We start from the raw sequence: 21,626 nt of genomic DNA, 5'->3' as shown, positions 1-21,626 counted from the left end.
TCCGCACCGGGGACCGTGTCCGGGGAGAACGATGCTCGCGCTCGTCGTCATCATGCTGATCCTGCTCGCCTGGGCGCTGGTCGCGGGGCGCCTCGCGCGGTTCAGCGTGACGATGCCACTGGCCATGCTCGCGGCGGGCGTCCTGCTGACCGCCGGATCGGATCCGGTGTTCGTCTTCGACATCGACGTCGAGCCGGCCGAGCACGTCGTCGAGGCCATCCTCGCGATCCTGCTGTTCACCGACGCGACCGAGGTCCCGGGTGGTGTGCTGGGCCGCGAGCCGCGTCTGACGCTGCGGCTGCTGCTGATCGCCCTGCCGCTGTCGCTCGTGCTGGCCTGGGGCGCGGGCGCTCTGCTGCTCGGCGGCGTGGCCGACGTGTGGTTGCTGGCCGTGATCGCGACCGTCGTGATGCCGGTGGATCTCGCGCCCGCCGTCGCGTTCCTGCGCGACCCGCGCGTACCGGAACGGCTGCGGGCGCTCGCGAACGTCGAGAGCGGGCTCAACGACGGCGTCCTCGCCCCGGTCTTCCTGCTCACGCTGGCCGCCGCGACGGCAGCGGGCGGGGACTCGATCGCGGAGGCCGCTCTGGACGCCGTCCCGTCGCTCGGGATCGCGATCGGCGTCGGTGTGGTCGTCGGGGCCGTCGCCGCACGCGTGCTGCGGCGGTCCATGGACACCGGGTGGAGCCAGCCGTCGGCGTTGCGGATCGGGGTCCTGGCGCTGCCCCTGCTCGCCTACGGGACGGCGATCGTGCTCGGCGGCAACGGGTTCGTCGCGGCGTTCGTCGCCGGTGTCCTGTTCGGACCGGCGGCACGGCGGCTACCGCCCGGCACGCTGCACCTCGCCGAGGACGTCGGTCACCTGCTGTCGCTGGCGCTGTGGTTCGTCTTCGGCGCGATCGTCAACCAGACGCTCGCCGGCGGCTCGATCACCTGGCGGATCGTGCTGTACTGCGTCCTGGCGCTGACCGTGGTGCGCGTGCTGCCGGTCGCCCTGTCGCTGGTCGGGACGACCCTCTCCGCGCGCGACCGGTTCGTCCTCGGCGGGATCGGCCCCCGCGGCATCGCCACCCTGGTGTTCGGCATGCTCGCGTTCATCGACCTGCCCGATCCCGAGAACGACCTCGTGCTCACGGTCACCGTGGTCACGGTCGTCGCCAGCATCGTGATCCACGGCCTGTCGACGGGGCTGGTCACCCGCTGGTACGGACGGTCGCCCGCGGGCGGGGCGCCCGTGACAGGGTCACCCCCGTGACCGACGACCTGCCGCTGCTCGGGTTCGGCCTGCCGGTGTCGGGGAACTGGGCGACCCCGGAGACGATGCGGTACGTCGCCCGCAGGGCGGAGGACCTCGGCTACGCGTCACTGTGGACGTTCCAGCGCACGCTGTGGCCGGTGGACGGCGGCCTCGAGCCGTCGCACTGGTCGGTGTTCGACTCGGTCGTCGCGCTCGCGCACGTCGCGGGCGACACCGAGCGGATCGGCATCGGGACGGCGACGCTCTGCGCGCCGTTCACCGCGCCCGCGCTGCTGGCCAAGACGATGACGTCGCTGGACGTGCTGTCCGGCGGCCGGCTGACCGTCGGCGTCGGGATCGGGTGGATGCCGCAGGAGTACGCCGCCGCGAACGTCCCGTTCGAGCGGCGGGGCGCCCGGATGGACGAGTACCTGCGCTGCCTGCGTGCACTGTGGACGGAGGATCCGGTCGAGTTCGACGGCGAGTTCTACACCGTGCCACGCTCGCACGTCCGCCCGTCGCCGGTGCAGAAGCCGCATCCACCGATCCTGGTCGGCGGCCGGGCCGCTCCCGCACTGCGACGAGCGGGGCGCCTGGCCCAGGGCTGGATCGGCAGCAGCCGCCAGGACCTCGCCGAGGTCGGAGCCTGCGCGGAGACCGTGCGTGACGGGGCCCGGGAGGCCGGGCGCGACCCGGACGCCGTGCGGATCCTGCTGCGCGGCCTCGTCGATCTCGTCGACCGGGATCCCGGACCGGACCGCAGGCCTCTGCACGGCACCCGCGACCAGATCGTCGACGACCTGCGGGATCTCCGCGCCCGCGGTGTGACCGAGGTGTTCCTCGACCTCAACCTCTCGCCGCACGTCGGGTACCCGGACGTCGAACCCGCCGCGGCGCTGTCCTACGCCGATCACGTGCTCGACGCGTTCGCGCCCGGGCACCCCTGAGCGGCCGTCAGGCGGCCAGCAGCCGCTGCATCTCGGCGATCTCGGCCTGCTGGGAGTCGACGATCCTCTGAGCGAGAGCCCTGGCCTCCGGGTTCGTGCCGGACGCCAGCTCGGTGCGGGCCATCTGGACCGCGCCCTCGTGGTGGCGGATCATCAGCTGCAGGTAGAGGCGGTCGAACACGGCACCCCGCGCCTGGTCGAGCTGTCCCATCTCCTGGTCGGTCATCATGCCGCCACCCATGCCGCTGTGGTCCATGCCGGACATCCCGGCGGCGGACTCGGGCGCGCCCCACGCCGCGAGGAACCCGCGCATCTGCGCGATCTCCGGGGCCTGGGCCTGCTCGATGCGGGCGGCCAGCCCGGCGACCTGGGGGTCCGCGCCCCGTTCGGCGGCCGGGCGGGACATCTGCACCGCCTGCTCGTGGTGCGGGATCATCCCCTGCGCGAACGCGACGTCCGCGTCGTTGTGCGCGCCCGTCGACGCCGACGACGTCGCGGACGCCTGCGGTGCCGGGGCGTGCGGGGCCTGCGACGAGCCGCAGGCGGTCAGGACGAGGGCAGCGGCGAGCGCCGCCGCGGCTCCCGCCACGGTGGTGGTCCTCATGGGTCTGCTCCGGGTTCGTGAGCGGTGATCGGTCCGGTCCAGCGCTCTGCCGCGCTGGAGGCCGATCAGTTCCGCATCACGCAGAGCCGTGCCAGCCGTACCGACGTCGGAGGTGGTCGGACGGGAGGTTCCCGGCGCCCTCGTCCCCGCTCGGCCGTGGTCGTGACGGCGGCCGGTTCCGTCCGGAGGAGGGCGATCCCGAGCAGCAGCACCATCAAGCCGGCCAGGACGGCCAGGCACAGGTGCAGCATCGGATGAGTGGACGGGCCGTGGTCCCCGTGCGACGCGTTCACGGCCGGCATCGCCGCCGGTCCCTCCCCGGCGCGGTCCACGCTGCGCGGTTCCGACGGCGCCGCTGCCGGGATCGAATCCATCGACATCGGCGCGTCGCGCATCCCGGCATCGCCCACGACCAGGGCGTGCATCCCGAGCAGGCCGAGGACCAGCGCGACGACGACCGGCAGCAGCCGTGTCGCCGTCGCGGTCATGCATCGAGCGTATCGATCACCGGGAACCCACGTGGCGCCCGGCGATCGGCGGTCCGGCCGGAAGGCCGGTGGGACCGGGCCACATGGGGGCCGGTCTACGCTCGCCGGATGACCGCTGCGGACTCCGGCGACGACACCGACCAGTACGCCCAGCTCCAGCCCGAGGACACGCTCGTCGAGGCCGGGGTGTCCGACGTCCTGGACGAGGGCTACTCCCCGCCGGAGCGGCCGTGGAACGACCGCGACCACGAGTCGCTCGACGAGCGCCTGGCCGACGAGGAGCCCGACCCCTGGAACGCGGCCGACCCGGCGCTGGCCGGGGACGACGACGAGTCCGACGTCGACGACGCCACCGGGGAGTACCTCGGCGACGCCTCCGACACGGACGGCGAGCTGCGCGACGACGAGGTCGGCGACCGTCGTGCCGGACGACTGACCGTGGACGACGCGACGTTCGACGGCGAGCCCGGCGGGACGAAGGACCTGATCGCCGGCGACGCGGGCATCGACGGCGCCGGCGCGTCGGCGGAGGAGGCCGCCGTCCACCTGGCCGACGAGGAGTGATCAGAGCGCAATGATCACCTCCTCGGCCTTCGCCACCAGCGGGAGCACGTCGTAGCCGAGCACCGGGCCCGGGTTCGCGACGAACCCACGCCGGTGCGTCCTGATCGCCATGGCGGCGAACACGACGGGCGCCTCCATCGCGACCCCGACGACACGCGGCAGCAGCACGGTGAGGTCGATCTGGCCGGTGTCGTCGTCCGGGCGCAGCACGATCGTCAGCAGGTAGCCGAGCGGGCTGTCGACACGGGCGATGTCGGCGCCGAACCGCTCGATCGTGCCCTCCGGTCCCTCGTAGGTCAGCTTTCCGCCCTCGTGCCCGGGCTGCAGCGGGCCCGGCGTCTCGGGGAAGAACGTGATCGTGGTGCGGTCACCGGTGAACGTGACCATGTTCGCGCCCAGGTCCTGTGAGCTGGGGACGAGATCGGTGGGTGTCGCGGGTGTGGCGGTCATGACGGTTCCTGTCGTCGACGGGCCGCTCCGCCGCCGGGATGCACGGGCATCGGCCGTGCGGTGCTCGCCATCGCTCCGACGTGAGCGGCGATCCAGGTCGTCGGCCGGGACTACGGCCGGCGGGGACCACCATGACCCCGCCGCCGTGCCCCGCTCATCGCCAACGTTGACGACCCGCCGGGACGGTTTCGGACAGCCTCACCGGAACCGTCGCAAGTGTCACGACGACGTCCCGGCGCGCAGGACGTCCGAACCGGACAGGCGTGCGTAGACCGCGGCGACCGTGGGCACCATCGCGAGCGCACCAGCCGGGTCGAGCCGGTCCTCGCGCTGGGTCAGGATCCCGGCCATCCGGCGTTCCGGCGGCACCTCCTCGCCGCGGGCGGCGACCAGCGAGTGGAAGTGCGGGTTGGCCTCGCCGAACGTCAGGACGTAGGTGGCAGGTGCGCCGGTGACCTCGGTGACGGCGCCGACGAGGTCCCGCGCCCGCCGGCCGTAGGTGGCCAGCTCGGCGTCGGTGAGCGCGCCGATCCGTAGCGCGTGGCGGCGCACCCGCAGCACGAACCACCCCGGGACGTCGAAGCCGGGGACGACCTCGCACGCCCACAGGTCGTCGCGGAACACGACGGCGTCCGGGTCGGCCTCCTCCATCCGGCAGGGCAGGCAGTCGCTCACGCCGGTTCCATCGTCTCGTGGAGGTAGTCCTCGACCGTGCGCGGCGCACGACCGAGCACCCGCTCCACGTCCGCGGTGACGAACTCCGACTCCCCGTCCCGGAACAGCTGGTACATCTCCTGGAAGTGCTCGGCCTCCCAGAGCGCCATCCCGCGTCCGAGCAGGTTCTCCCGCACGTCGGCCGGGGTGATGTCGATCGTGGCGGCGCCGAGCTGGTCCGCGATCTCGGCGAACGTCACCGCGCGGGAACCGGTGAGGACCAGGGTCTCTCCCGCCCAGACGTCGTTCAGCAGGACCTCGGCACAGACCTCGCCGATGTCGCGGGCGTCGACGAAGCTGATGCCCGCCCCGCCGATCGCGTTCGGGATCTTCCCGGTTTCCCGGACGGCCGGCAGCATGATCGTGCCGATGAGCGTCTGCATGAACGCGTTCGGCCGGATCACCGACCACGGCTGACCGGACGCGGCCAGCACGTGCTCGATCTCCCAGTGCTGCCGGCAGGTGTAGGGCCCGTCGGGGTTGATCGCCGAGCTCGTTCCGGACAGCTTCACGATCCGGGCTCCGGTGCGGCGCAACGCCCGGATGATCCGCAGCTGCAGGTCGGACATGTCGTGGTCGTGCTCGGAGAGCAGGAAGACCGCGTCGGCGCCCTCTGCGGCGGCGGCGACCGTCGAATCGTCGCCCGGATCGCCTTCGACGAGCTCGGTCCCCGCCGGAAGGATCGTGCGTGCCCGGGCCGCGTTGCGGGTCAGGACACGCGGTCCGGCGCCGCGGCCGAGCAGCGCGGTGACGACGTGCGGGCCGACCGTGCCGGTGGCACCGAGGACGAGGACGCCCATCAGTCGAACACCTCGACCGTCGCGTTCTCGGGAACGAAGTCCTGCACGCGGACGGTGTCGTCGGCGCGACGCCAGATCTCGTACCCGTTCTCGCGGCAGATCTTCCCGTCGCGGCACTCGAACGCGTGCACGAGCCGGATGCTGCAGCGCGTCCCCTTCGGGAAGGGACAGTTGCGGAAGCCGTCGGTCAGCAGGGTGACCTCGAAGATGCTGTCGTCGAAGACCCAGTCCTCGGTCGCGAACCGGTGCAGGTTCGTGATCGTGTGGACCTTCATCGCCTCGAAGATCTTCAGGTACTCCGCCTTGACGGTCTCCTTGTCCCGCAGGACGAGTCCCCGCGCGGGCACCTCCCAGACGATGTCGTCGGTGTAGACGCCGACGGCCTTGTCGATGCCGTCGGGGTTCTCGTTGTGGAAGTGCACGTCGACGGCGGCGAGGTTGCGGGCGACGATCTCCTCGCGGCTGAGTTCGCTGGTGCTCATGGGTCCTCCTCGCTGAGTCGCTACGATATACGATAGCGTGGTATCGACTCTGGCAAAGGAGTCGGCCGAGCACAAGCCTCGATCGGCCAACCCGCTATCGTATAAAGATCATCGACGGCCGGAGGGAGAGCACGTGGCCGAGCGAGCGTTCCGACCGGTCAAGGACCACCAGGTGTCGGCCGTCGACCTCGTCACCGTCGAGGTGCGGCGTTCGATCCTGCACGGCGTCCTCGCGCCGGGCGAGCGCTTCTCCGTCGCCGAGCTCGCGCGCCAGCTCGACATCAGCCACATCCCCGTCCGCGAGGCGCTGCGGCGGCTCGAGGGACAGGGACTGATCGAGCTCAACCACGGCCGCAGCGCGGTCGTCGTACCGCTGTCCGTCGAGGACCTGCGCGGCATCTACGGCCTGCGACTGCTCGTGGAGCCGGAACTCGCGGCACGCGCCGCCGCCCTGCACACCGAGGCTCAGATCGAGAACCTCGCGGCCCTCATCGAGTCCTTCGAGGACGACGATCCCGAAGCCGTCTGGCAGGCCCACCAGCGATTTCACCTGGACCTGGTGCGGCCGGCCGCCTCCGCGTGGGACCTCAGGACGCTCGACCAGCTCTGGGCCGCCGCCGAGCGCTACACCAGGCTGGTCTACGACTTCGCCGAGATCGCCCGCACCGAGCGGACCCGGCGGGAACGCATCCACACGGGAGTCCTCGACGCCGTCCGTGCCCGCGACGCCGGCCTGACCCGTCAGGCGGTGACCGACCACCTCGTCGGAAACCAGGAGGAGCTGACCGAGCGGATCGGGCGGCTCGAGCCGGAGGGCGAGCGCGCCGCGGGTCGCGACAGCGCCTGAGGCGATCGACCGCATCCTGCGCGACGTCGGAACAAGCGTGGGCGGCGCTCCTGTTGGACGAGACGTCGTCGCACAGCCGTCAGGCCGTGACAGCAGAAGGAGAGCCGGTATGCCGACCCCCGATGTCCCGCTCGAGAAGCTCGGCTTCCTGACCATCGGCCTGTTCGACGGCGACGATCCGGCGCCGGGGCACGAGAACGTCCTGCAGGTCATCGAGCTCGGCGAGCAGCTCGGCTTCGACAGCGCCTACCTGCGCCACCGGCACTTCCAGACCGGCATCTCCTCGCCGATCGCGATCATGGCAGCGGCCTCGCAACGCACCCACCGGATCGCGATGGGTACGGCCGTGACGCCGCTGGGCTGGGAGAACCCGCTGCGCATGGCCGAGGACCTCGCCACCGTCGACATCCTGTCCGGAGGACGCCTTGAGCCCGGCTTCTCGGTCGGCCCGCCGATCCACTGGGACGACGTCAAGGCCGCGCTCTACCCCGACACCGCCGACGCCGAGGACCTCTCGTCGGAACGGGTCGCACGGCTGCTGCGCATGATCCGGGGCGACGCCGTCAGCACGTTCTCCGGCACCTCGGGCTTCGAGGAGTTCTCCGCACGGGTGGAGCCGCACTCCCCCGGTCTGGCGGCCCGCGTCTGGTACGGCTCCGGCAGCGCCCGATCGACCCGATGGGCCGCCGAGCAGGGCCTGAACCTCCTGACCAGCAACATCCTCAAGCCCGAGCAGTCGGACCTCGAGACCGACGGCCGGTGGGACTTCGCCGCGATCCAGCAACGCCAGATCGCCCTGTTCAAGCAGCACCACCCGGACGGCGACGCCGCGCGCGTCTCACAAGGGCTCGTCGTGATCCCCACCGACACCGCGACCCGAGAGCAGAAGGCGAGGTACGAGGCCTACGTCGAGAAGCGCACCCCACGGACCGTCGCCCCGATGGGCCCGCCCGGACCCGGCCTGCTCGCCGCGCCCGACGTCCTGGGAACCTCGCAGGAGATCGCCGAGAAGCTCTACGGCGACGCCGCGTTCCGCGAGGTGCGTGAGGTCGTGTTCGCCCTGCCGTTCAGCTTCGAGCACGCCGACTACGTCCAGATCCTCACCGACATGGCCACCTCGCTCGGACCGGCCCTCGGGTGGAAGCCACCCGCGTGAACGGCCACTGACCCGGTCCGGCTCAGGCCGGCGACGGGACCACGACGACCTTGCCGCGCAGCGTCCCGGCATCGGCTTCGGTGTGGACCGAGGCCAGGTCGGCCAGCGCGACCCGGCGGTCGACGCCGATCCGCATCTCGCCACGATCGACCCGCGCCACCAGCTCGGCCAGCTGCCCGGTGTCGCTGCGCACGAAGAGGTCCACCGCCCGGACCCCGCGGGTCTCGTCGGCGGGCGCCGGCGTCGCGGGAACGGTGTTCACGACGACGCCGCCGTCGCGGACCAGCCCGAGAAGCGCCGTCAGGTCCGTCGGGGTGAGGTTGAGCAGGACGTCGACCGGTTCGTCGACCGCCGCGGTGAGACCGGTGGTGGTGTGGTCGACGACCTCGTCGGCGCCCAGCTCGCGAAGGCGTTCGCCACTGCGCGGACTGCCGGTTGCGATCACGTGGGCACCGGCGTGCTTCGCGAGCTGGACCGCGTAGCCGCCGACCGCGCCCCCCGCCCCGTTGATCAGGATCCGCTGCCCGGAGGCCAGAGCCGCGGCGTCGACGAGGGCCTGCCAGGCGGTGAGCCCCGTCATCGGCAGCGCCGCGGCGTCGACGAGCGGCACGCTCGTGGGAGCCGCGACGAGCACGTCCACCGGTGCGACGACGTACTCCGCCGCCGCACCGTCGCCGATCATCGGCAGGAAGCCGACGACCTCGTCGCCGACCTCCGGCTCGGACACACCGGCCCCGAGCGCGTCGACGGTCCCCGCGACCTCGATGCCCGGCGTGTGCGGCAGCGCCACCGGGAAGGGCCCTTGCAGGTAGCCGCCGCGGATGCCGTCGTCGACGGGGTTGAACGTCGTCGCGGCGACGCGGATCCGCACCTCTCCGGGCCCCGGATCGGGCTGGTCGACGTCCTCGAACCGGAGCACGTCGGGACCGCCGTACTCGTGGAACCGCACTGCCTTCACGTCGGGCCTCGTTCCCGTTCGTCATGCGCTTCAAATCTGAAGTACCTTCGCCGACCCTAGCGATGCTTCAGTCTCGAAGCAAGTAGGGTCCGGGGATGCCCGACGCGCCACACCCGGTCGACCCCGTCCAGCTCGGCGCCTACTTCGCACTGATCGACGTGTCGAGCCTGCTGCGCCACGCGATCGAGCAGCAGCTGCACGTGGACGGCGACCTGACATTCGTGCAGTTCCAGATCCTGCGGCGCCTGCAGCTGTCGTCGAGCGGCAGCGCGCGGATGACCGCCCTGGCGGACTCCATCGTGATCAGCCGCAGCGGCCTGACGTACCAGGCGGGCACGCTCGAGCGCCGGGACCTGGTCACCCGGGGCCCCTCCCCGGACGACGAGCGCAGCGTCATCATCTCGGTCACCGACGCCGGCCGGGCCCTTGTCGACGCGGTCCTGCCCGGCCACGAGGCCGTCGTCAAGCAGATGTTCTTCGACCCGCTCTCCCGCGACGGCGCCCGCTCCCTCACCGACCTCCTGGGCCCGGTGGGCGAGCACATGCGGACGGCGCCCCCGCCGTCGGCGGCGCCCCGGCGTCGCAAGCGCGGGTGACCCGCCCGCTCCCGCGCACGCCCCGACCGGGCACCACCACCGACCACGACCGAGCCGGCTGACCCACCGGCGTCAGGGACGCGTCAAGACGGCCCGTCCGGGCGTCAAGCAGTCGTAGCCGGACCCCGTCCGCCCCACGGACCGGACGCACGATGCGTCGGCTCCCCCGGAAGGACCGGTCGGGAGGTACGAGGAGACGTCCGTGGCCGACCTGGCATTCGCCGTGCTGCTGATCGCGAGTTTCGCGCTGTTCGCGTTGCTCCTGCGCGGTCTGGACAAGCTGTGATCGCCGACATCGTGGGCGGGCTGATCGCGCTCGCCCTCCTCGTGTACCTGGTGATCGCACTGCTGAGACCGGAGCGGTTCTGATGAGCTCGACCGTGGCCGGCCTCCTCCAGGCCGGCGTCCTCGTGCTTCTACTGGCGCTGGCCTACACGCCGCTCGGTGCCTGGATGGCAAGGGTCTACTCCGACGAGCGGCACTGGGGCGTGGAGCGCGCGCTCTACCGGCTCGTCCGTGTGGATCCGGACGTCCGGCAGCGCTGGACGACCTACGCCGCCGGCGTGCTGGGGTTCTCCTTCGTCTCGATCGTGCTGCTGTACCTGATGCAGCGGCTGCAGCCGCTCCTGCCGCTCGGATTCGGCCGCGGCACCGACGGCGCGAGCACCGTCTCGCCCGCGATGGCGTTCAACACGGCCGTGTCGTTCGTGACCAACACGAACTGGCAGTCCTACGTCCCGGAGTCCGTGCTCGGGCACACCGTCCAGATGGCCGGGCTGACCGTGCAGAACGTCGTGTCGGCCGCGGTCGGCATGGCCGTCGCGGTTGCGCTGGTGCGCGGCTTCGCCGCCCGGGTGAGCGGCGACGCGGAGGACCGCGGCCGGATCGGGAACTTCTGGGTCGATCTCACCCGTGGCGTCGTCCGGATCCTGCTGCCGCTCTCGGTGGTCGCGGCGGTCGCGCTCGTCGCGACGGGCGTCGTGCAGTCCCTGCGCTCCGGCGTCGACGTGACCACTGTGGACGGGTCGCGACACACACTGGCGCTCGCGCCGGCCGCGTCGCAGGAGGCGGTCAAGGAGCTGGGGACGAACGGCGGCGGGATCTTCAACGCGAACTCGGCGCACCCGTTCGAGAACCCGAACGCGCTGTCCAACCTGTTCGAGATCCTCCTGCTGCTGGTCGTCCCGGTCGCGCTGACCCGCACGTTCGGGATCCTGGTCGGCGACCGGCGCCAGGGACACGTCCTCGTCGCCGTGATGGGCGCGATCTGGGCCGTGTTCGTCGCCCTGACCTGGCTGGCCGAGGCGTTCCCGAACGGCCCGGCCGCGCTCGCCGCGGGCGGCGCGATGGAGGGCAAGGAGGTCCGGTTCGGCATCCCCGGCTCGTCGCTGTTCGCCGTGTCCACCACCGGCACCTCCACCGGCGCGGTGAACTCCATGCACGACAGCCTCACCGGAGCGGGCGGCGGCGTCGCGCTGCTGAACATGCTGCTCGGCGAGGTCGCGCCGGGCGGCGTCGGCGCCGGGCTCTACGGCATCCTCGTGCTCGCGATCATCGCGGTGTTCCTGGCCGGGCTGATGGTCGGCCGGACGCCGGAGTACCTCGGCAAGAAGCTGGGCCGGGTCCAGGTCACCTACGCGGCGATCTCGATCCTCGCGATGCCCGCGCTGGTGCTGCTCGGCGCCGGGCTCGCGATCGCGTTGCCCGGCACGGCCGACGCGCTGAACAACGACGGCGCGCACGGCTTCTCCGAGGTGCTCTACGCCTACGCCTCCGCCGCGAACAACAACGGCAGCGCGTTCGCCGGCATCACCGTGACCAGCGACTTCTTCCAGGCGTCGCTGGGTGTCGCGATGCTGTTCGGCCGCTTCGTGCCGATCCTCGCCGTGCTCGCACTGGCCGGATCGCTGGCCGAACAGCGCCGCGTCGAGCCAGGCGCCGGGACCCTTCCGACGCACGGCGCCCTGTTCGCGACGCTCGTCGGCGGCACCGTCCTGCTGGTCGCCGCACTGACGTTCTTCCCGGCGATGGCGCTCGGGCCGATCGCCGAGGCCCTGTCATGAGCCGGCCCGCCACCGAGGAAGGACCCGACGTCGTGAGTACCGATACCCGGACGGAGCCGCGTCCGGACGCCGCTGCGGCCACCGCGACGCCGGTCGCCGCCGGGGCGTTCCACTGGGCCCAGCTCGTCTCCTCGCTGCCCGACGCCCTGCGCAAGCTCGACCCGCGGGTGCAGGCGCGCAACCCGGTCATGTTCGTCGTCTGGGTCGGCTCGGCGCTGGTCACCGTGCTGGCCATCGTCGACCCGAGCGTGTTCGCGATCCTGATCGCGATCTGGCTGTGGTTCACCGTGCTGTTCGCGAACGTGGCCGAGGCCGTCGCCGAGGGACGCGGCAAGGCGCAGGCCGCGTCACTGCGCGCGACGAAACGGGACACGATGGCCCGCCGCCTGCGCTCCGACGGGTCCGAGGAACAGGTTCCTGGCACCGCGCTCGCGGTCGGCGACCTGGTCGTCGTCGAGGCGAACGAGACGATCCCGGGCGACGGCGACGTCGTCGAGGGCATCGCGACCGTCGACGAGTCCGCGATCACCGGCGAGTCCGCGCCGGTCGTCCGCGAGGCGGGCGGGGACCGCAGCTCGGTCACCGGCGGCACGACGGTCCTGTCCGACCGGATCGTGGTCGAGGTGACGACCCGCCCCGGCGAGTCCTTCGTGGACCGGATGATCGCGCTGGTCGAGGGCGCGGCACGGCAGAAGACGCCGAACGAGATCGCGCTGACGGTACTGCTCTCGGTCCTGACGATCGTCTTCCTGCTCGCCGTCGTGGCGATCTCGCCGATGAGTGCCTACGCCGGCTCGCAGGTCTCGCTGATCGTGCTCACCGCACTGCTGGTCTGCCTGATCCCGACCACGATCGGCGCCCTGCTGTCGGCGATCGGCATCGCCGGCATGGACCGGCTCGTGCAGCGCAACGTGCTGGCCACCTCCGGGCGGGCCGTCGAGGCGGCCGGTGACGTGGACACGCTGCTGCTCGACAAGACCGGCACGATCACGTTCGGCAACCGCCGGGCCACCGAGCTCCTCCCGGTCGGCGGGACCCCGGCCGAGGAGCTGGCCCGTGCGGCGCGACTGTCGAGCCTCGCCGACCAGACCCCGGAGGGCCGCAGCATCGTCGCGCTCTGTGCCGGCCGGTACGGGCTCGCGGCCGAGGCGGACGCGGGCGAGGCGGTGGCCGGGTTCGTCCCGTTCACCGCGCAGACCCGGATGTCCGGCATCGACCTCGCCGACCACGTGATCCGCAAGGGTGCCGCGGCTGCCGTACTGGCCTGGGCCGAGGCCGGCCGGCCCACCCCCGGGGCCGATGCGCCCACCCCCGACCCGAACGAGGGTGCCGTTCGGGCAACGACATTGCCCGAAGGTGCCGTTCGTTCGGGAAGGGAGGGGGACGGAGGGGACGGAGGGGACGCCGGCGTCGCCGCCGAGGTCCGGCGGCTCGTCGAGACGATCTCCGACGACGGCGGCACGCCACTCGTCGTGGCGGCCGCGTCCTCCCCGGACGGTACGGGCGCACACGTGCTCGGCGTCATCCGTCTGTCCGATGTGGTCAAGCCGGGCATGCGGGAGCGGTTCGCCGAGCTGCGCGCCATGGGCATCCGCACCGTGATGATCACCGGGGACAACCCGCGCACGGCGCGCGCGATCGCGGCCGACGCCGGCGTGGACGACCATCTGGCCGAGGCGACGCCCGAGGACAAGATGGCCCTGATCCGCAAGGAGCAGGAGGGCGGGCGGCTCGTCGCCATGACCGGCGACGGCACGAACGACGCACCCGCGCTGGCCCAGGCCGACGTCGGCGTCGCGATGAACACCGGGACGGCCGCGGCCAAGGAGGCCGGCAACATGGTCGACCTCGACTCGAACCCGACGAAGCTGATCGAGATCGTCGAGATCGGCAAGCAGCTCCTGATCACCCGTGGCGCGCTGACCACGTTCTCGATCGCCAACGACCTGGCCAAGTACTTCGCCATCCTCCCGGCGATGTTCCTGGCGCTCCACCCGTCGCTCGGCGCGCTGAACGTCATGCGGCTCGCGACGCCGGAGTCCGCGATCCTGTCCGCGGTGATCTTCAACGCGCTGATCATCGTCGCCCTGGTGCCGCTCGCCCTGCGCGGAGTGCGCTACCGGCCGTCGTCGGCGGCGAACCTGTTGCGCCGCAACCTACTCGTCTACGGGCTCGGCGGGGTGGTGACCCCGTTCGTCGGGATCTTCCTCATCGACCTGCTCGTCCGACTCGTCCCCGGGATCTGAGAGACATGCTGACCACGCTGCGCCGCCAGACCGGAACCGGGCTGCGCCTGCTGCTCGTGTTCACGGTGCTGTGCGGCATCGTCTATCCCTTGGCGATCTGGGCGGTCGCCCACCTTCCCGGCCTGTCGTCGAGCGCGGAGGGCTCGATCGTCGGCGGCACCGCAGGCTCGTCGCTGATCGGGATCGACCCGGTCGCGGCGGACCCGGCGGCCGACCCGTACTTCCACACCCGTCCCTCCGCGTCGTCGGAGGGCGTGCTGGGGCCTGCCGACACGACGACCTCCGGCGGCTCGAACAAGGGCGGTTTCGACGACGAGCTGCTCGACCAGGTCCAGCAACGCCGCGCCCTGATCGCCCAGCGCGACGGCGTCGACCCGGCCACCGTCCCGGCCGACGCGGTCACCGCATCGGCGTCCGGACTGGACCCGGACATCAGCCCCGCCTACGCCGCCCAGCAGGTCGCCCGCGTCGCACGGGTCACCGGCCTGCCGGTCGCCACGGTCCGCTCGCTGGTCTCGGACGCCACCGAAGGCCGGGTGCTCGGCTTCCTCGGCGAGCCCGCGGTGAACGTCACGGAGCTCAACCTCGCCGTCCGCGACGCGCGCGGGTAGAGAATCGCCGACGTGACCAAGCGGGGTGAGCTGCGCATCCACCTGGGGGCGGCCCCGGGGGTGGGCAAGACGTACGCGATGCTCGGCGAGGCGCGGCGGCGCCTGGAGCGCGGCACCGACGTCGTCGTCGGCGTCGTCGAGACGCACGGTCGGGCCCGGACGGCCGCGCTGCTCGACGGGCTGGAGGTGCTGCCGCGCAGGCGGATCGAGCACGGCGCGACCGTGCTCGACGAGTTCGACCTCGACGCGGCACTGGCCCGTGCCCCCGCGGTGATCCTGGTCGACGAGCTCGCCCACACCAACGCTCCCGGCGGTCGGCACGCGAAGCGCTGGGAGGACGTCGAGGACCTGCTCGACGCCGGCATCGACGTCATCTCCACGGTCAACGTGCAGCACCTCGAGTCGCTCGGAGACGTCGTGCACACGATCACCGGCGTGCGGCAGCGAGAGACCGTGCCGGACGAGGTGGTCCGGCGCGCCGACCAGCTCGAGCTCGTCGACATCACACCGGAAGCGCTGCGCCGCAGGCTCGCCCACGGCAACGTCTACGCCGCCGAGAAGGTCGACGCGGCACTCGCGAACTACTTCCAGGTGCCGAACCTGATCGCCCTGCGCGAGCTCGCCCTGCTGTGGGTCGCCGACGAGGTCGACGTCGCGCTGCGCCGCCACCGCACCGACAGGAAGATCACCGACGTCTGGGAGACCCGCGAGCGCGTCGTCGTCGCGCTGACCGGAGGGCCGGAGTCGGAGACCGTCCTGCGCCGTGCGACCCGGATCGCCAAGCGCGCCGGGCAGGCCGACCTGCTCGCCGTGCACGTCCTGCGCGGCGACGGGCTGGCCTCCGCGCCGGTCGGCGCGAACACCGCGCTCCGGCGCCTCGCCGACGACGTCGGCGCGTCGTTCCACACCGTGGTCGGGGACGGCGGAGCCGACGCGGTGACGACGGCGCTGCTCGACTTCGCCCGGGGCGCGAACGCCACCCAGCTCGTGCTCGGCACGTCGCGACGTTCGCGGGTCGCCCGGCTGTTCGACCCCGGCATCGGGGCGCGGGTCGTGCAGGAGTCCGGCCCGATCGACGTGCACATGGTCACGCACGACTCGGCCGGACGCGGGCTGCGCCTCCCCCGGCTCACGGGCGGGCTCCCGGCATCGCGACAGGCCGCCGGATGGGTCCTCGCCGTACTGGCCCCGGCCGTGGCCACGCTGATCGGGGTGGGCCTGCGCGACGTGATCGGGCTGTCCACCGACGTCGTGCTGTTCTTCCTCACCGCCGTCGTCGTGGCGGTCGTCGGCGGGTTGGGCCCGGCCCTGCTCGCGGTGCTGATCGGCGGCCTGGCGCTGAACTTCTTCCTCACCCCGCCGCTGTACTCGCTGACGATCGCCCAGACCGAGAACCTGATCACCGTGGTCGCGATGCTCGTCGTCGCCGTCCTCGTCGCGCTCGTGGTGAACCGGGCCGCGCGCCGCGCCGAGCAGGCGGCCCGCGCACAGGCCGAGGCGGCACTGCTGGCGTCGTTCGCCCGGACCGTGCTGACCCGCACCGATCCACTGCCCCGGCTGCTGGAGAAGGTCAGCGAGGCGTTCGGCCTCCGGAGCGTGGCGCTGCTCGAGCGGCCGGACGGCGCAGCGGGCTGGTCCCTGGTCGCGGTGTCCGGCCCGCGGGAGTGCGGGCGCCCGGACGCCGCCGACGTCGACGTCGAGGTGGAGGACGGCCTGCACCTGATCGGCACCGGCCGGTCCCTGCCCGCGGCCGACCGCCGTCTGCTGGAGACGGTCGGCGGTCAGGCGCTGCTGGCGCTGCGCGGCCAACGCGCCGCCGCCGAGACCGAGCGGGCCGAGCGCCGCGCTGAGGTGAACGAGACGCGCGGAGCGCTGCTGTCGGCCGTCGGGCACGACCTGCGCAGCCCGTTGACCTCGATCAAGGCGGCCGCGGGCAGCCTGCGCGACCCGCTGCTGCGCCTGTCCGGCGCCGACCGCGGCGAGCTGCTGGCGACGATCGAGGAGTCCGCGGACCGTTTGACCGGGCTGGTGGACAACCTGCTGGACTCGTCGCGCCTGGCCACCGGGGCGGTCCATCCGCAGCTCGCTCCCGTCGGCTACGACGAGGTCGCCGTCCGGGCGCTCGTCGGTGTCGAGGGTGCCGAGCGGGTGAGCGTCGACATCGACGTGCAGCTCCCGGACGTCGTCGCCGACGTCGGCCTGCTCGAGCGGGTGGTCGCCAACGTCGTCGACAACGCCCTGCGCCACGGCGCAGGCGCCCCGGTGGCCCTGCGCGCCAGCGCCCACGCCGACCACGTCGAGCTCCGCGTGGTCGACCGCGGTCCCGGCGTGCCGCGCGGATCCCAGGACGACCTGTTCGCGGCGTTCCAGCGCCTCGGCGACCGGAACGGGACCCCGGGCGTCGGGCTCGGGCTGTCGGTCGCCCGCGGCCTCACCACCGTCATGGGCGGAACGCTGACCGCCGAGGACACCCCCGGTGGGGGGCTCACCATCGTCGTGTCGATGCCGTCGGCGGGTGCCGTGCCGGAACCGGAGGTCATCGGGTGAGCGCCCGGCCGTCCCGCGACCAGCAGCCGCTCGCGGTCGGGTCGGCGGGTCGCGGTGCTCGAACCAGCAGGAACCGGCCCCGTCCGGCGGGCAGCTCGATCGCGTCCATCCCGATCGCCACCAGCAGCGCGGCCGTCCCGGCGCCGTCCGGGCCGCTGCACCCGTCGCTCGGCCACGCTCACCGCACACCGCTCCCGCAGGTGCCCGACGACCGTCGTCGACATGGTCTCGACGTCCGCCTCCGCGGTGAATGGCGCCATATGGCGCCATAGATGGCGCATATCTCTTGACGATGGCACCAATGTGCGCCACGCTATGCGCCATGGAGTTGGACGGATACGTCGACCGCCTGCGGACCGAGTTCGCGGCCATCAGCGAGGTGGCAGGGGACGACGTGCGCGAGGTCGCGGAACGCCTGGTGGGACCGCTCGACTCGGCGGTGCGGTTGGTGCTGCTCGAGGCGCTGACGGCCGCCGCCGACGAGATCACCCTGGAGCTCGTGCCCGGCTCGGTGCACCTGCGCCTGCGGGGTTCCTCCCCCGACTTCGTCGTCACGACCGCGGCCGCTCCGGCGACCGCCGCTCCGGCCGCCACCACGCCCGCACCACCGGCCGCTGCGACGGAAGGCGACAACGGCGCCGTCGCACGCATCAACTTCCGGCCCCCGGAGAGTCTGAAGAACCGCATCGAGGAGGCGGCGGGCCGCGACGGCCTGTCCGTCAACACCTGGCTGACCCGCGTGGCCACGGCCGCGCTCGACCAGCCAGCACCACACGCGCCGCCGTCCGGCAGGGCCGGGCGCGTCGGCTGGTTCGGCTAACCGCAGGACCCACCCACTCGCGGCGCCGCGGCGCCGAGGAGGCGATCGACCATGTCCACGTTCGACACACCCGGACCGATCACCGCAACCGTCGAGCTCCCGATCGGGGAGCTGCACGTGGTCGCGTCGGACCGCACCGACACGGTCGTCGACGTGCGCAGCAACGCCGAGGACCGCAAGCAGGCCGAGGACGTCCGCGTCGAGCTCGTCGGGGACGAGCTCCGCGTCACCGGGCCCACGCTCGGCCTCCTGCAGAAGCTCACGCCGAAGACCCCCGGCCGCTCGCTCGAAGTCGAGATCGCCCTCCCGGCCGGCTCCTCGCTCACCGCCCGGTCGGGATACGGCGGCATCCGCGCCGAGGGCCGCCTGGGCGCCTGCGCCGTCCACACGAAGTACGGCGACGTCCGGATCGACGACGCGCGGTCGGCGACACTGTCGGTCGGCTACGGGCTGGTCAGGGTGAACGGGACCGTCGACGGCGACGCCGACCTGACCGCCGACCACGGCGGCGTGCAGGTCAAGCGGGTCGGCGGCGCGGCGAGCATCCGCAGCAAGCACGGCGCCATCCACGCCGACGAGATCGGCGGCGACGCGCAGCTGACCGGCGGTTACGGCGACATCGACATCGACGATGCCCAGTCCGACGTCCGGGTCCGCACGACCTACGGCAACGTCCGCCTGGGACGCGTCGCCCGCGGCGAGGTGTCGCTGACCAACAGCCACGGCCGGATGGACGTCGGGATCGCCGGGACCAGCGCGGCGTGGCTGGACGTCGACACCACCGGCCGGTTCAGCAACGACCTGTCCCCGCGCGACGACCCGGACGGCTTCGCCGAGACCGTCTCGGTCCACGCCCGCTCGCAGGACGGCGCCATCGTGATCCGCCGGGCCTGAGCCCGCCCTCCCCTCCGCAGTTCGAGCCGCCCGACCGTTCCCGGTCCGGCGGTCACCCCGCCCTGCCCTCACCAAGGAGCGCACCCATGACGAACGACCCGGCGATCACGATCGCCGACCTGCGCAAGTCCTACGGATCCCAGACCGTCCTGGACGGGATCGACATCGAGGTCCCGGCCGGGACCGTGTTCGGGCTGCTCGGCCCGAACGGCGCCGGCAAGACGACCGTCGTGAAGATCCTGTCCACATTGGTCCGCGCCGACTCCGGCACGGTCCGGGTCGCCGGGCACGACGTCGTCGACGCACCGGACGCCGTCCGCGCCGCGATCGGCGTGACCGGGCAGTTCTCCGCCGTGGACGGCCTGCTCACCGGCACCGAGAACCTCCGGTTGATGGCGGACCTGCACCACCTGTCCCGCACCGGCGGGCGGGCCCGCGCCCGCGACCTGCTCGAGCAGTTCGACCTCGCCGACGCCGCCGGCAGGCCCGCCTCCTCGTACTCCGGCGGCATGCGACGGCGCCTCGACCTGGCGATGACGCTCGTCGGCGACCCTCGGGTGATCTTCCTCGACGAGCCGACGACCGGCCTGGACCCGCGCAGCCGCCGTGACCTGTGGTCGGCGGTCCGGAGCCTCGTCGACGGCGGCGTGACGGTCTTCCTCACCACGCAGTACCTGGAGGAGGCCGACCACCTCGCCGACGACATCGCCGTGCTCGACCACGGACGCCTCGTCGCACACGGGACGCCGGCCCAGCTCAAGGCCCGGGCGCCCGGCGGACACGTCGAGATCCGGTTCGCCGACCACGCGGACCTGGCCACGGCCGGCGCCGCCCTGCCCGCCGCGGTACCGGACCCGGACGCCCTGACCCTGCAGGTCCCCACCGACGGGTTCCCGGCGCTGCGTGCGCTGCTCGACCGCCTCGACGCGGCCGGAACCCGACCCGAGGCGCTGACCACCCACACACCCGACCTGGACGACGTGTTCCTCGCGCTGACCGGCCGGCCCGCCACGTCCGACACCCGCTCCGACACCCAGAAGGTGACCACGTCATGACCACGATCGCCGCCGCTCCGACCGCCCGCCCCCAGGCCCTGCGGGACTCGCTGACGATGGTGCGCCGCCGCCTGCTCCACATGCGGCGCTACCCGTCGCTGACGATCATGTTGATCGGTCAGCCGCTCGTGTTCCTGCTGCTGTTCGTCTACGTGCTCGGCGGACCGCTCGGCGCGGGCGTCGCGGGCCCCACGGCCGGGCGCACGCAGTACCTGGCCTACATCACCCCGACCATCCTGCTGATCACCGTGGCGAGCATCGCGCTGGCCACCGCGATCGGGGTCGCCACCGACATGACCGAGGGCGTCGTCGCCCGCTTCCGGACGATGGCCATCGCCCGCGTCAGCGTCCTCACCGGACACGTCGTCGGGGCGTTCGCGCAGACCGTGGTCGCGCTCGTGGTGGTCACGGGCGTCGCGCTCGCGCTCGGCTTCCGGACGGACGCGACGGTCGGCGGCTGGCTCGGCGCGCTCGGGATCCTGGCTCTGCTGACGCTGGCCCTGACGTGGCTCACCGTGGCGCTCGGGCTGGCCGCGAGGACCGTCGAGTCGGCCAGCAACACCCCGATGTTCCTGCTCCTGCTGCCGTTCCTGAGCAGCGGATTCGTCCCGACCGAGTCCATGCCGACCGTGCTGCGCTGGTTCGCCGAGTACCAGCCGTTCACCCCGGTCATCGACGCCCTGCGCGGACTCCTGCTCGGATCGGCGACGCCCGGTCTCGGCACCAGCGTGATGCTCGCCGTCGGGTGGTGCGTGGTGATCACCGTGGCCGGCTACCTGTGGGCCGAGCGCCTCTACAACTCCCGGACGGACGGCTGAGACGGTGAGCCCGCACCGCGTCCGCACCGCAGGACGCGCCCCGGGGAACGCGTCGATCCGGTTGAGATGGCGCTGACGGCTGCCCGGACCGTGATCGAACAACCCTCACTGCCATCTCACCCGGATTCGCGTGACCTGACACTCCCGTGGACTCAGCGGAGGTGCAGAACCGTCGTAGTCGTCCTGCGTCGGATCACCATCGAACGTCCGACCGCTTGTTCGGTCGAAGTAGCCCCGGTCTGCGCCGACCTCCGTGACCGCGGCGACCATGGCGGACGGCGATGCGTCGATACCGACGACCCCCGCCACTCCCGTGGCAACCAGCGCGTTCGTCTCCTCCCTGGTCTGCGGGCCGACGATGACGATCGCTCGCATCCGGGGCTGACGCCTGCGCAGCCCGGCGAGCATCTGCGGGCCGAGCGGTCGCTCCCCCTCCCCGGTCAGATCGATCAGGACGATCGCCGGACGGAGGTCAGCGCACAGCCGGACCAGCTCCGAGGTGGTGGCTGCCTCGGCGATGACGTCGATCGCGTCCTGGGTCCGTAGCAGGAATCGAAGCCCGCATCGCACCAACGTCGACCGCGAGAAGACCAGGAGCCGTGTGCTCGCGGCCGGCTCGTCGTCCGTGGCCCAGATGCCGTCGCGGGCACCCTGGTCGCTCGCCGATCCGCCCCGCGACTCCTCGATGTCCCTCCCGGCGCTGCAGACGGGCCCGGTGTGCGCCGCCAC

General features: G+C 72.5%; 23 protein-coding genes. 15 read left to right on the top strand and 8 right to left on the bottom strand.

The genetic code is table 11. The annotated features are described in order from the left end of the window. Positions 1-31 precede the first annotated feature (31 nt). Both EV378_RS27025 and EV378_RS27020 read left to right on the top strand, forming a co-directional pair. The gene (locus EV378_RS27025; protein WP_132430207.1) at positions 32-1,255 is read left to right on the top strand and encodes a cation:proton antiporter domain-containing protein; all 1,224 of its coding nucleotides are present in this window, start codon (positions 32-34) and stop codon (positions 1,253-1,255) included. Beyond that, the gene (locus EV378_RS27020) at positions 1,252-2,184 is read left to right on the top strand and encodes a TIGR03619 family F420-dependent LLM class oxidoreductase (RefSeq protein WP_132430206.1); all 933 of its coding nucleotides are present in this window, start codon (positions 1,252-1,254) and stop codon (positions 2,182-2,184) included. The genes EV378_RS27025 and EV378_RS27020 overlap by 4 nt, the downstream gene beginning before the upstream one ends. Before the next feature lie 7 nt (positions 2,185-2,191). Here the strand turns inward: EV378_RS27020 and EV378_RS27015 are convergent, their stop codons facing one another. Together EV378_RS27015 and EV378_RS27010 are read right to left on the bottom strand one after the other, a co-directional pair. Further along, positions 2,192-2,788, bottom strand: coding sequence for a DUF305 domain-containing protein (locus tag EV378_RS27015; RefSeq protein ID WP_132430205.1), 597 nt, complete (start codon positions 2,786-2,788; stop codon positions 2,192-2,194). Positions 2,789-2,853: 65 nt separating this feature from the next. Continuing rightward, positions 2,854-3,276, bottom strand: a complete 423-nt coding sequence (locus EV378_RS27010; protein ID WP_132430204.1) for a DUF6153 family protein — start codon at positions 3,274-3,276, stop codon at positions 2,854-2,856. A gap of 108 nt (positions 3,277-3,384) precedes the next feature. On the opposite strand from EV378_RS27010, the gene EV378_RS27005 reads away from it, so the two are divergent. Beyond that, positions 3,385-3,840: a DUF5709 domain-containing protein gene (locus EV378_RS27005; protein ID WP_132430203.1), complete on the top strand. Its 456-nt coding sequence runs from the start codon at positions 3,385-3,387 to the stop codon at positions 3,838-3,840. On the opposite strand, the gene EV378_RS27000 is transcribed toward EV378_RS27005, so the two are convergent. From EV378_RS27000 to EV378_RS26985, 4 genes are all read right to left on the bottom strand, one after another. Further along, a complete protein-coding gene (locus EV378_RS27000; RefSeq protein ID WP_132430202.1) occupies positions 3,841-4,290 on the bottom strand; it encodes a hypothetical protein in 450 nt (149 codons plus the stop codon). Between the two features lie 219 nt (positions 4,291-4,509). Beyond that, positions 4,510-4,965 carry a hypothetical protein gene (locus tag EV378_RS26995; protein WP_207908877.1) on the bottom strand — a complete coding sequence of 152 codons (456 nt, stop codon included), beginning with the start codon at positions 4,963-4,965 and terminating at the stop codon, positions 4,510-4,512. Next, positions 4,962-5,804 carry an NmrA family NAD(P)-binding protein gene (locus EV378_RS26990; protein ID WP_132430201.1) on the bottom strand — a complete coding sequence of 281 codons (843 nt, stop codon included), beginning with the start codon at positions 5,802-5,804 and terminating at the stop codon, positions 4,962-4,964. Before EV378_RS26990 ends, EV378_RS26995 begins: the two co-directional genes overlap by 4 nt. Further along, complete coding sequence (locus EV378_RS26985; protein WP_132430200.1) at positions 5,804-6,286, bottom strand: nuclear transport factor 2 family protein; 483 nt, start codon at positions 6,284-6,286, stop codon at positions 5,804-5,806. The genes EV378_RS26990 and EV378_RS26985 overlap by 1 nt, the downstream gene beginning before the upstream one ends. A 133-nt stretch (positions 6,287-6,419) precedes the next feature. On the opposite strand from EV378_RS26985, the gene EV378_RS26980 reads away from it, so the two are divergent. Next, positions 6,420-7,133 (top strand): GntR family transcriptional regulator, encoded by a 714-nt coding sequence (locus EV378_RS26980; protein WP_132430199.1) that lies wholly within the window; start codon positions 6,420-6,422, stop codon positions 7,131-7,133. A 109-nt stretch (positions 7,134-7,242) separates the two neighbouring features. Continuing rightward, entirely contained in the window at positions 7,243-8,289 is a 1,047-nt protein-coding gene (locus EV378_RS26975; protein ID WP_132430198.1) for an LLM class flavin-dependent oxidoreductase, read from the top strand. 22 nt (positions 8,290-8,311) lie between these two features. On the opposite strand, the gene EV378_RS26970 is transcribed toward EV378_RS26975, so the two are convergent. Next, the gene (locus EV378_RS26970) at positions 8,312-9,247 is read right to left on the bottom strand and encodes an NADP-dependent oxidoreductase (protein ID WP_132430197.1); all 936 of its coding nucleotides are present in this window, start codon (positions 9,245-9,247) and stop codon (positions 8,312-8,314) included. A 95-nt stretch (positions 9,248-9,342) separates the two neighbouring features. Here EV378_RS26970 and EV378_RS26965 point away from each other — a divergent pair, with 95 nt between their 5' ends. From EV378_RS26965 to EV378_RS26920, 10 genes are all read left to right on the top strand, one after another. Further along, on the top strand, positions 9,343-9,843 hold the full coding sequence (locus EV378_RS26965; RefSeq protein ID WP_132430196.1) for a MarR family winged helix-turn-helix transcriptional regulator: 501 nt from the start codon (positions 9,343-9,345) through the stop codon (positions 9,841-9,843). Positions 9,844-10,125: 282 nt separating this feature from the next. Continuing rightward, positions 10,126-10,212 carry a K(+)-transporting ATPase subunit F gene (gene kdpF, locus EV378_RS36020; RefSeq protein WP_207908990.1) on the top strand — a complete coding sequence of 29 codons (87 nt, stop codon included), beginning with the start codon at positions 10,126-10,128 and terminating at the stop codon, positions 10,210-10,212. Further along, positions 10,212-11,906 carry a potassium-transporting ATPase subunit KdpA gene (gene kdpA / locus EV378_RS26955; protein ID WP_132430195.1) on the top strand — a complete coding sequence of 565 codons (1,695 nt, stop codon included), beginning with the start codon at positions 10,212-10,214 and terminating at the stop codon, positions 11,904-11,906. The genes kdpF and kdpA overlap by 1 nt, the downstream gene beginning before the upstream one ends. After that, a complete protein-coding gene (gene kdpB, locus EV378_RS26950) occupies positions 11,903-14,152 on the top strand; it encodes a potassium-transporting ATPase subunit KdpB (RefSeq protein ID WP_132430194.1) in 2,250 nt (749 codons plus the stop codon). The genes kdpA and kdpB overlap by 4 nt, the downstream gene beginning before the upstream one ends. 5 nt (positions 14,153-14,157) lie before the next feature. Next, positions 14,158-14,763, top strand: coding sequence for a potassium-transporting ATPase subunit C (locus tag EV378_RS26945; RefSeq protein ID WP_132430193.1), 606 nt, complete (start codon positions 14,158-14,160; stop codon positions 14,761-14,763). 12 nt (positions 14,764-14,775) lie between these two features. Further along, a complete protein-coding gene (locus EV378_RS26940) occupies positions 14,776-17,310 on the top strand; it encodes a DUF4118 domain-containing protein (RefSeq protein WP_243653783.1) in 2,535 nt (844 codons plus the stop codon). A gap of 322 nt (positions 17,311-17,632) precedes the next feature. Then, entirely contained in the window at positions 17,633-18,130 is a 498-nt protein-coding gene (locus EV378_RS26935; protein WP_132430192.1) for a hypothetical protein, read from the top strand. A 51-nt stretch (positions 18,131-18,181) separates the two neighbouring features. Then, positions 18,182-19,024 (top strand): DUF4097 family beta strand repeat-containing protein, encoded by an 843-nt coding sequence (locus tag EV378_RS26930; protein ID WP_132430191.1) that lies wholly within the window; start codon positions 18,182-18,184, stop codon positions 19,022-19,024. An 86-nt stretch (positions 19,025-19,110) separates the two neighbouring features. Continuing rightward, positions 19,111-20,079: an ATP-binding cassette domain-containing protein gene (locus EV378_RS26925; protein WP_132430190.1), complete on the top strand. Its 969-nt coding sequence runs from the start codon at positions 19,111-19,113 to the stop codon at positions 20,077-20,079. Next, positions 20,076-20,897, top strand: coding sequence for an ABC transporter permease (locus tag EV378_RS26920; RefSeq protein ID WP_132430189.1), 822 nt, complete (start codon positions 20,076-20,078; stop codon positions 20,895-20,897). Before EV378_RS26925 ends, EV378_RS26920 begins: the two co-directional genes overlap by 4 nt. A gap of 105 nt (positions 20,898-21,002) precedes the next feature. Here EV378_RS26920 and EV378_RS26915 read toward each other — a convergent pair whose 3' ends face one another. Further along, positions 21,003-21,626: a response regulator gene (locus EV378_RS26915; RefSeq protein ID WP_132430188.1), complete on the bottom strand. Its 624-nt coding sequence runs from the start codon at positions 21,624-21,626 to the stop codon at positions 21,003-21,005.

Origin of the sequence: Pseudonocardia endophytica, from assembly GCF_004339565.1 — a bacterium.
GTDB classification, from domain to species: Bacteria; Actinomycetota; Actinomycetes; order Mycobacteriales; family Pseudonocardiaceae; genus Pseudonocardia; species Pseudonocardia endophytica.
This window is presented reverse-complemented; position numbering and strand designations above follow the sequence as displayed.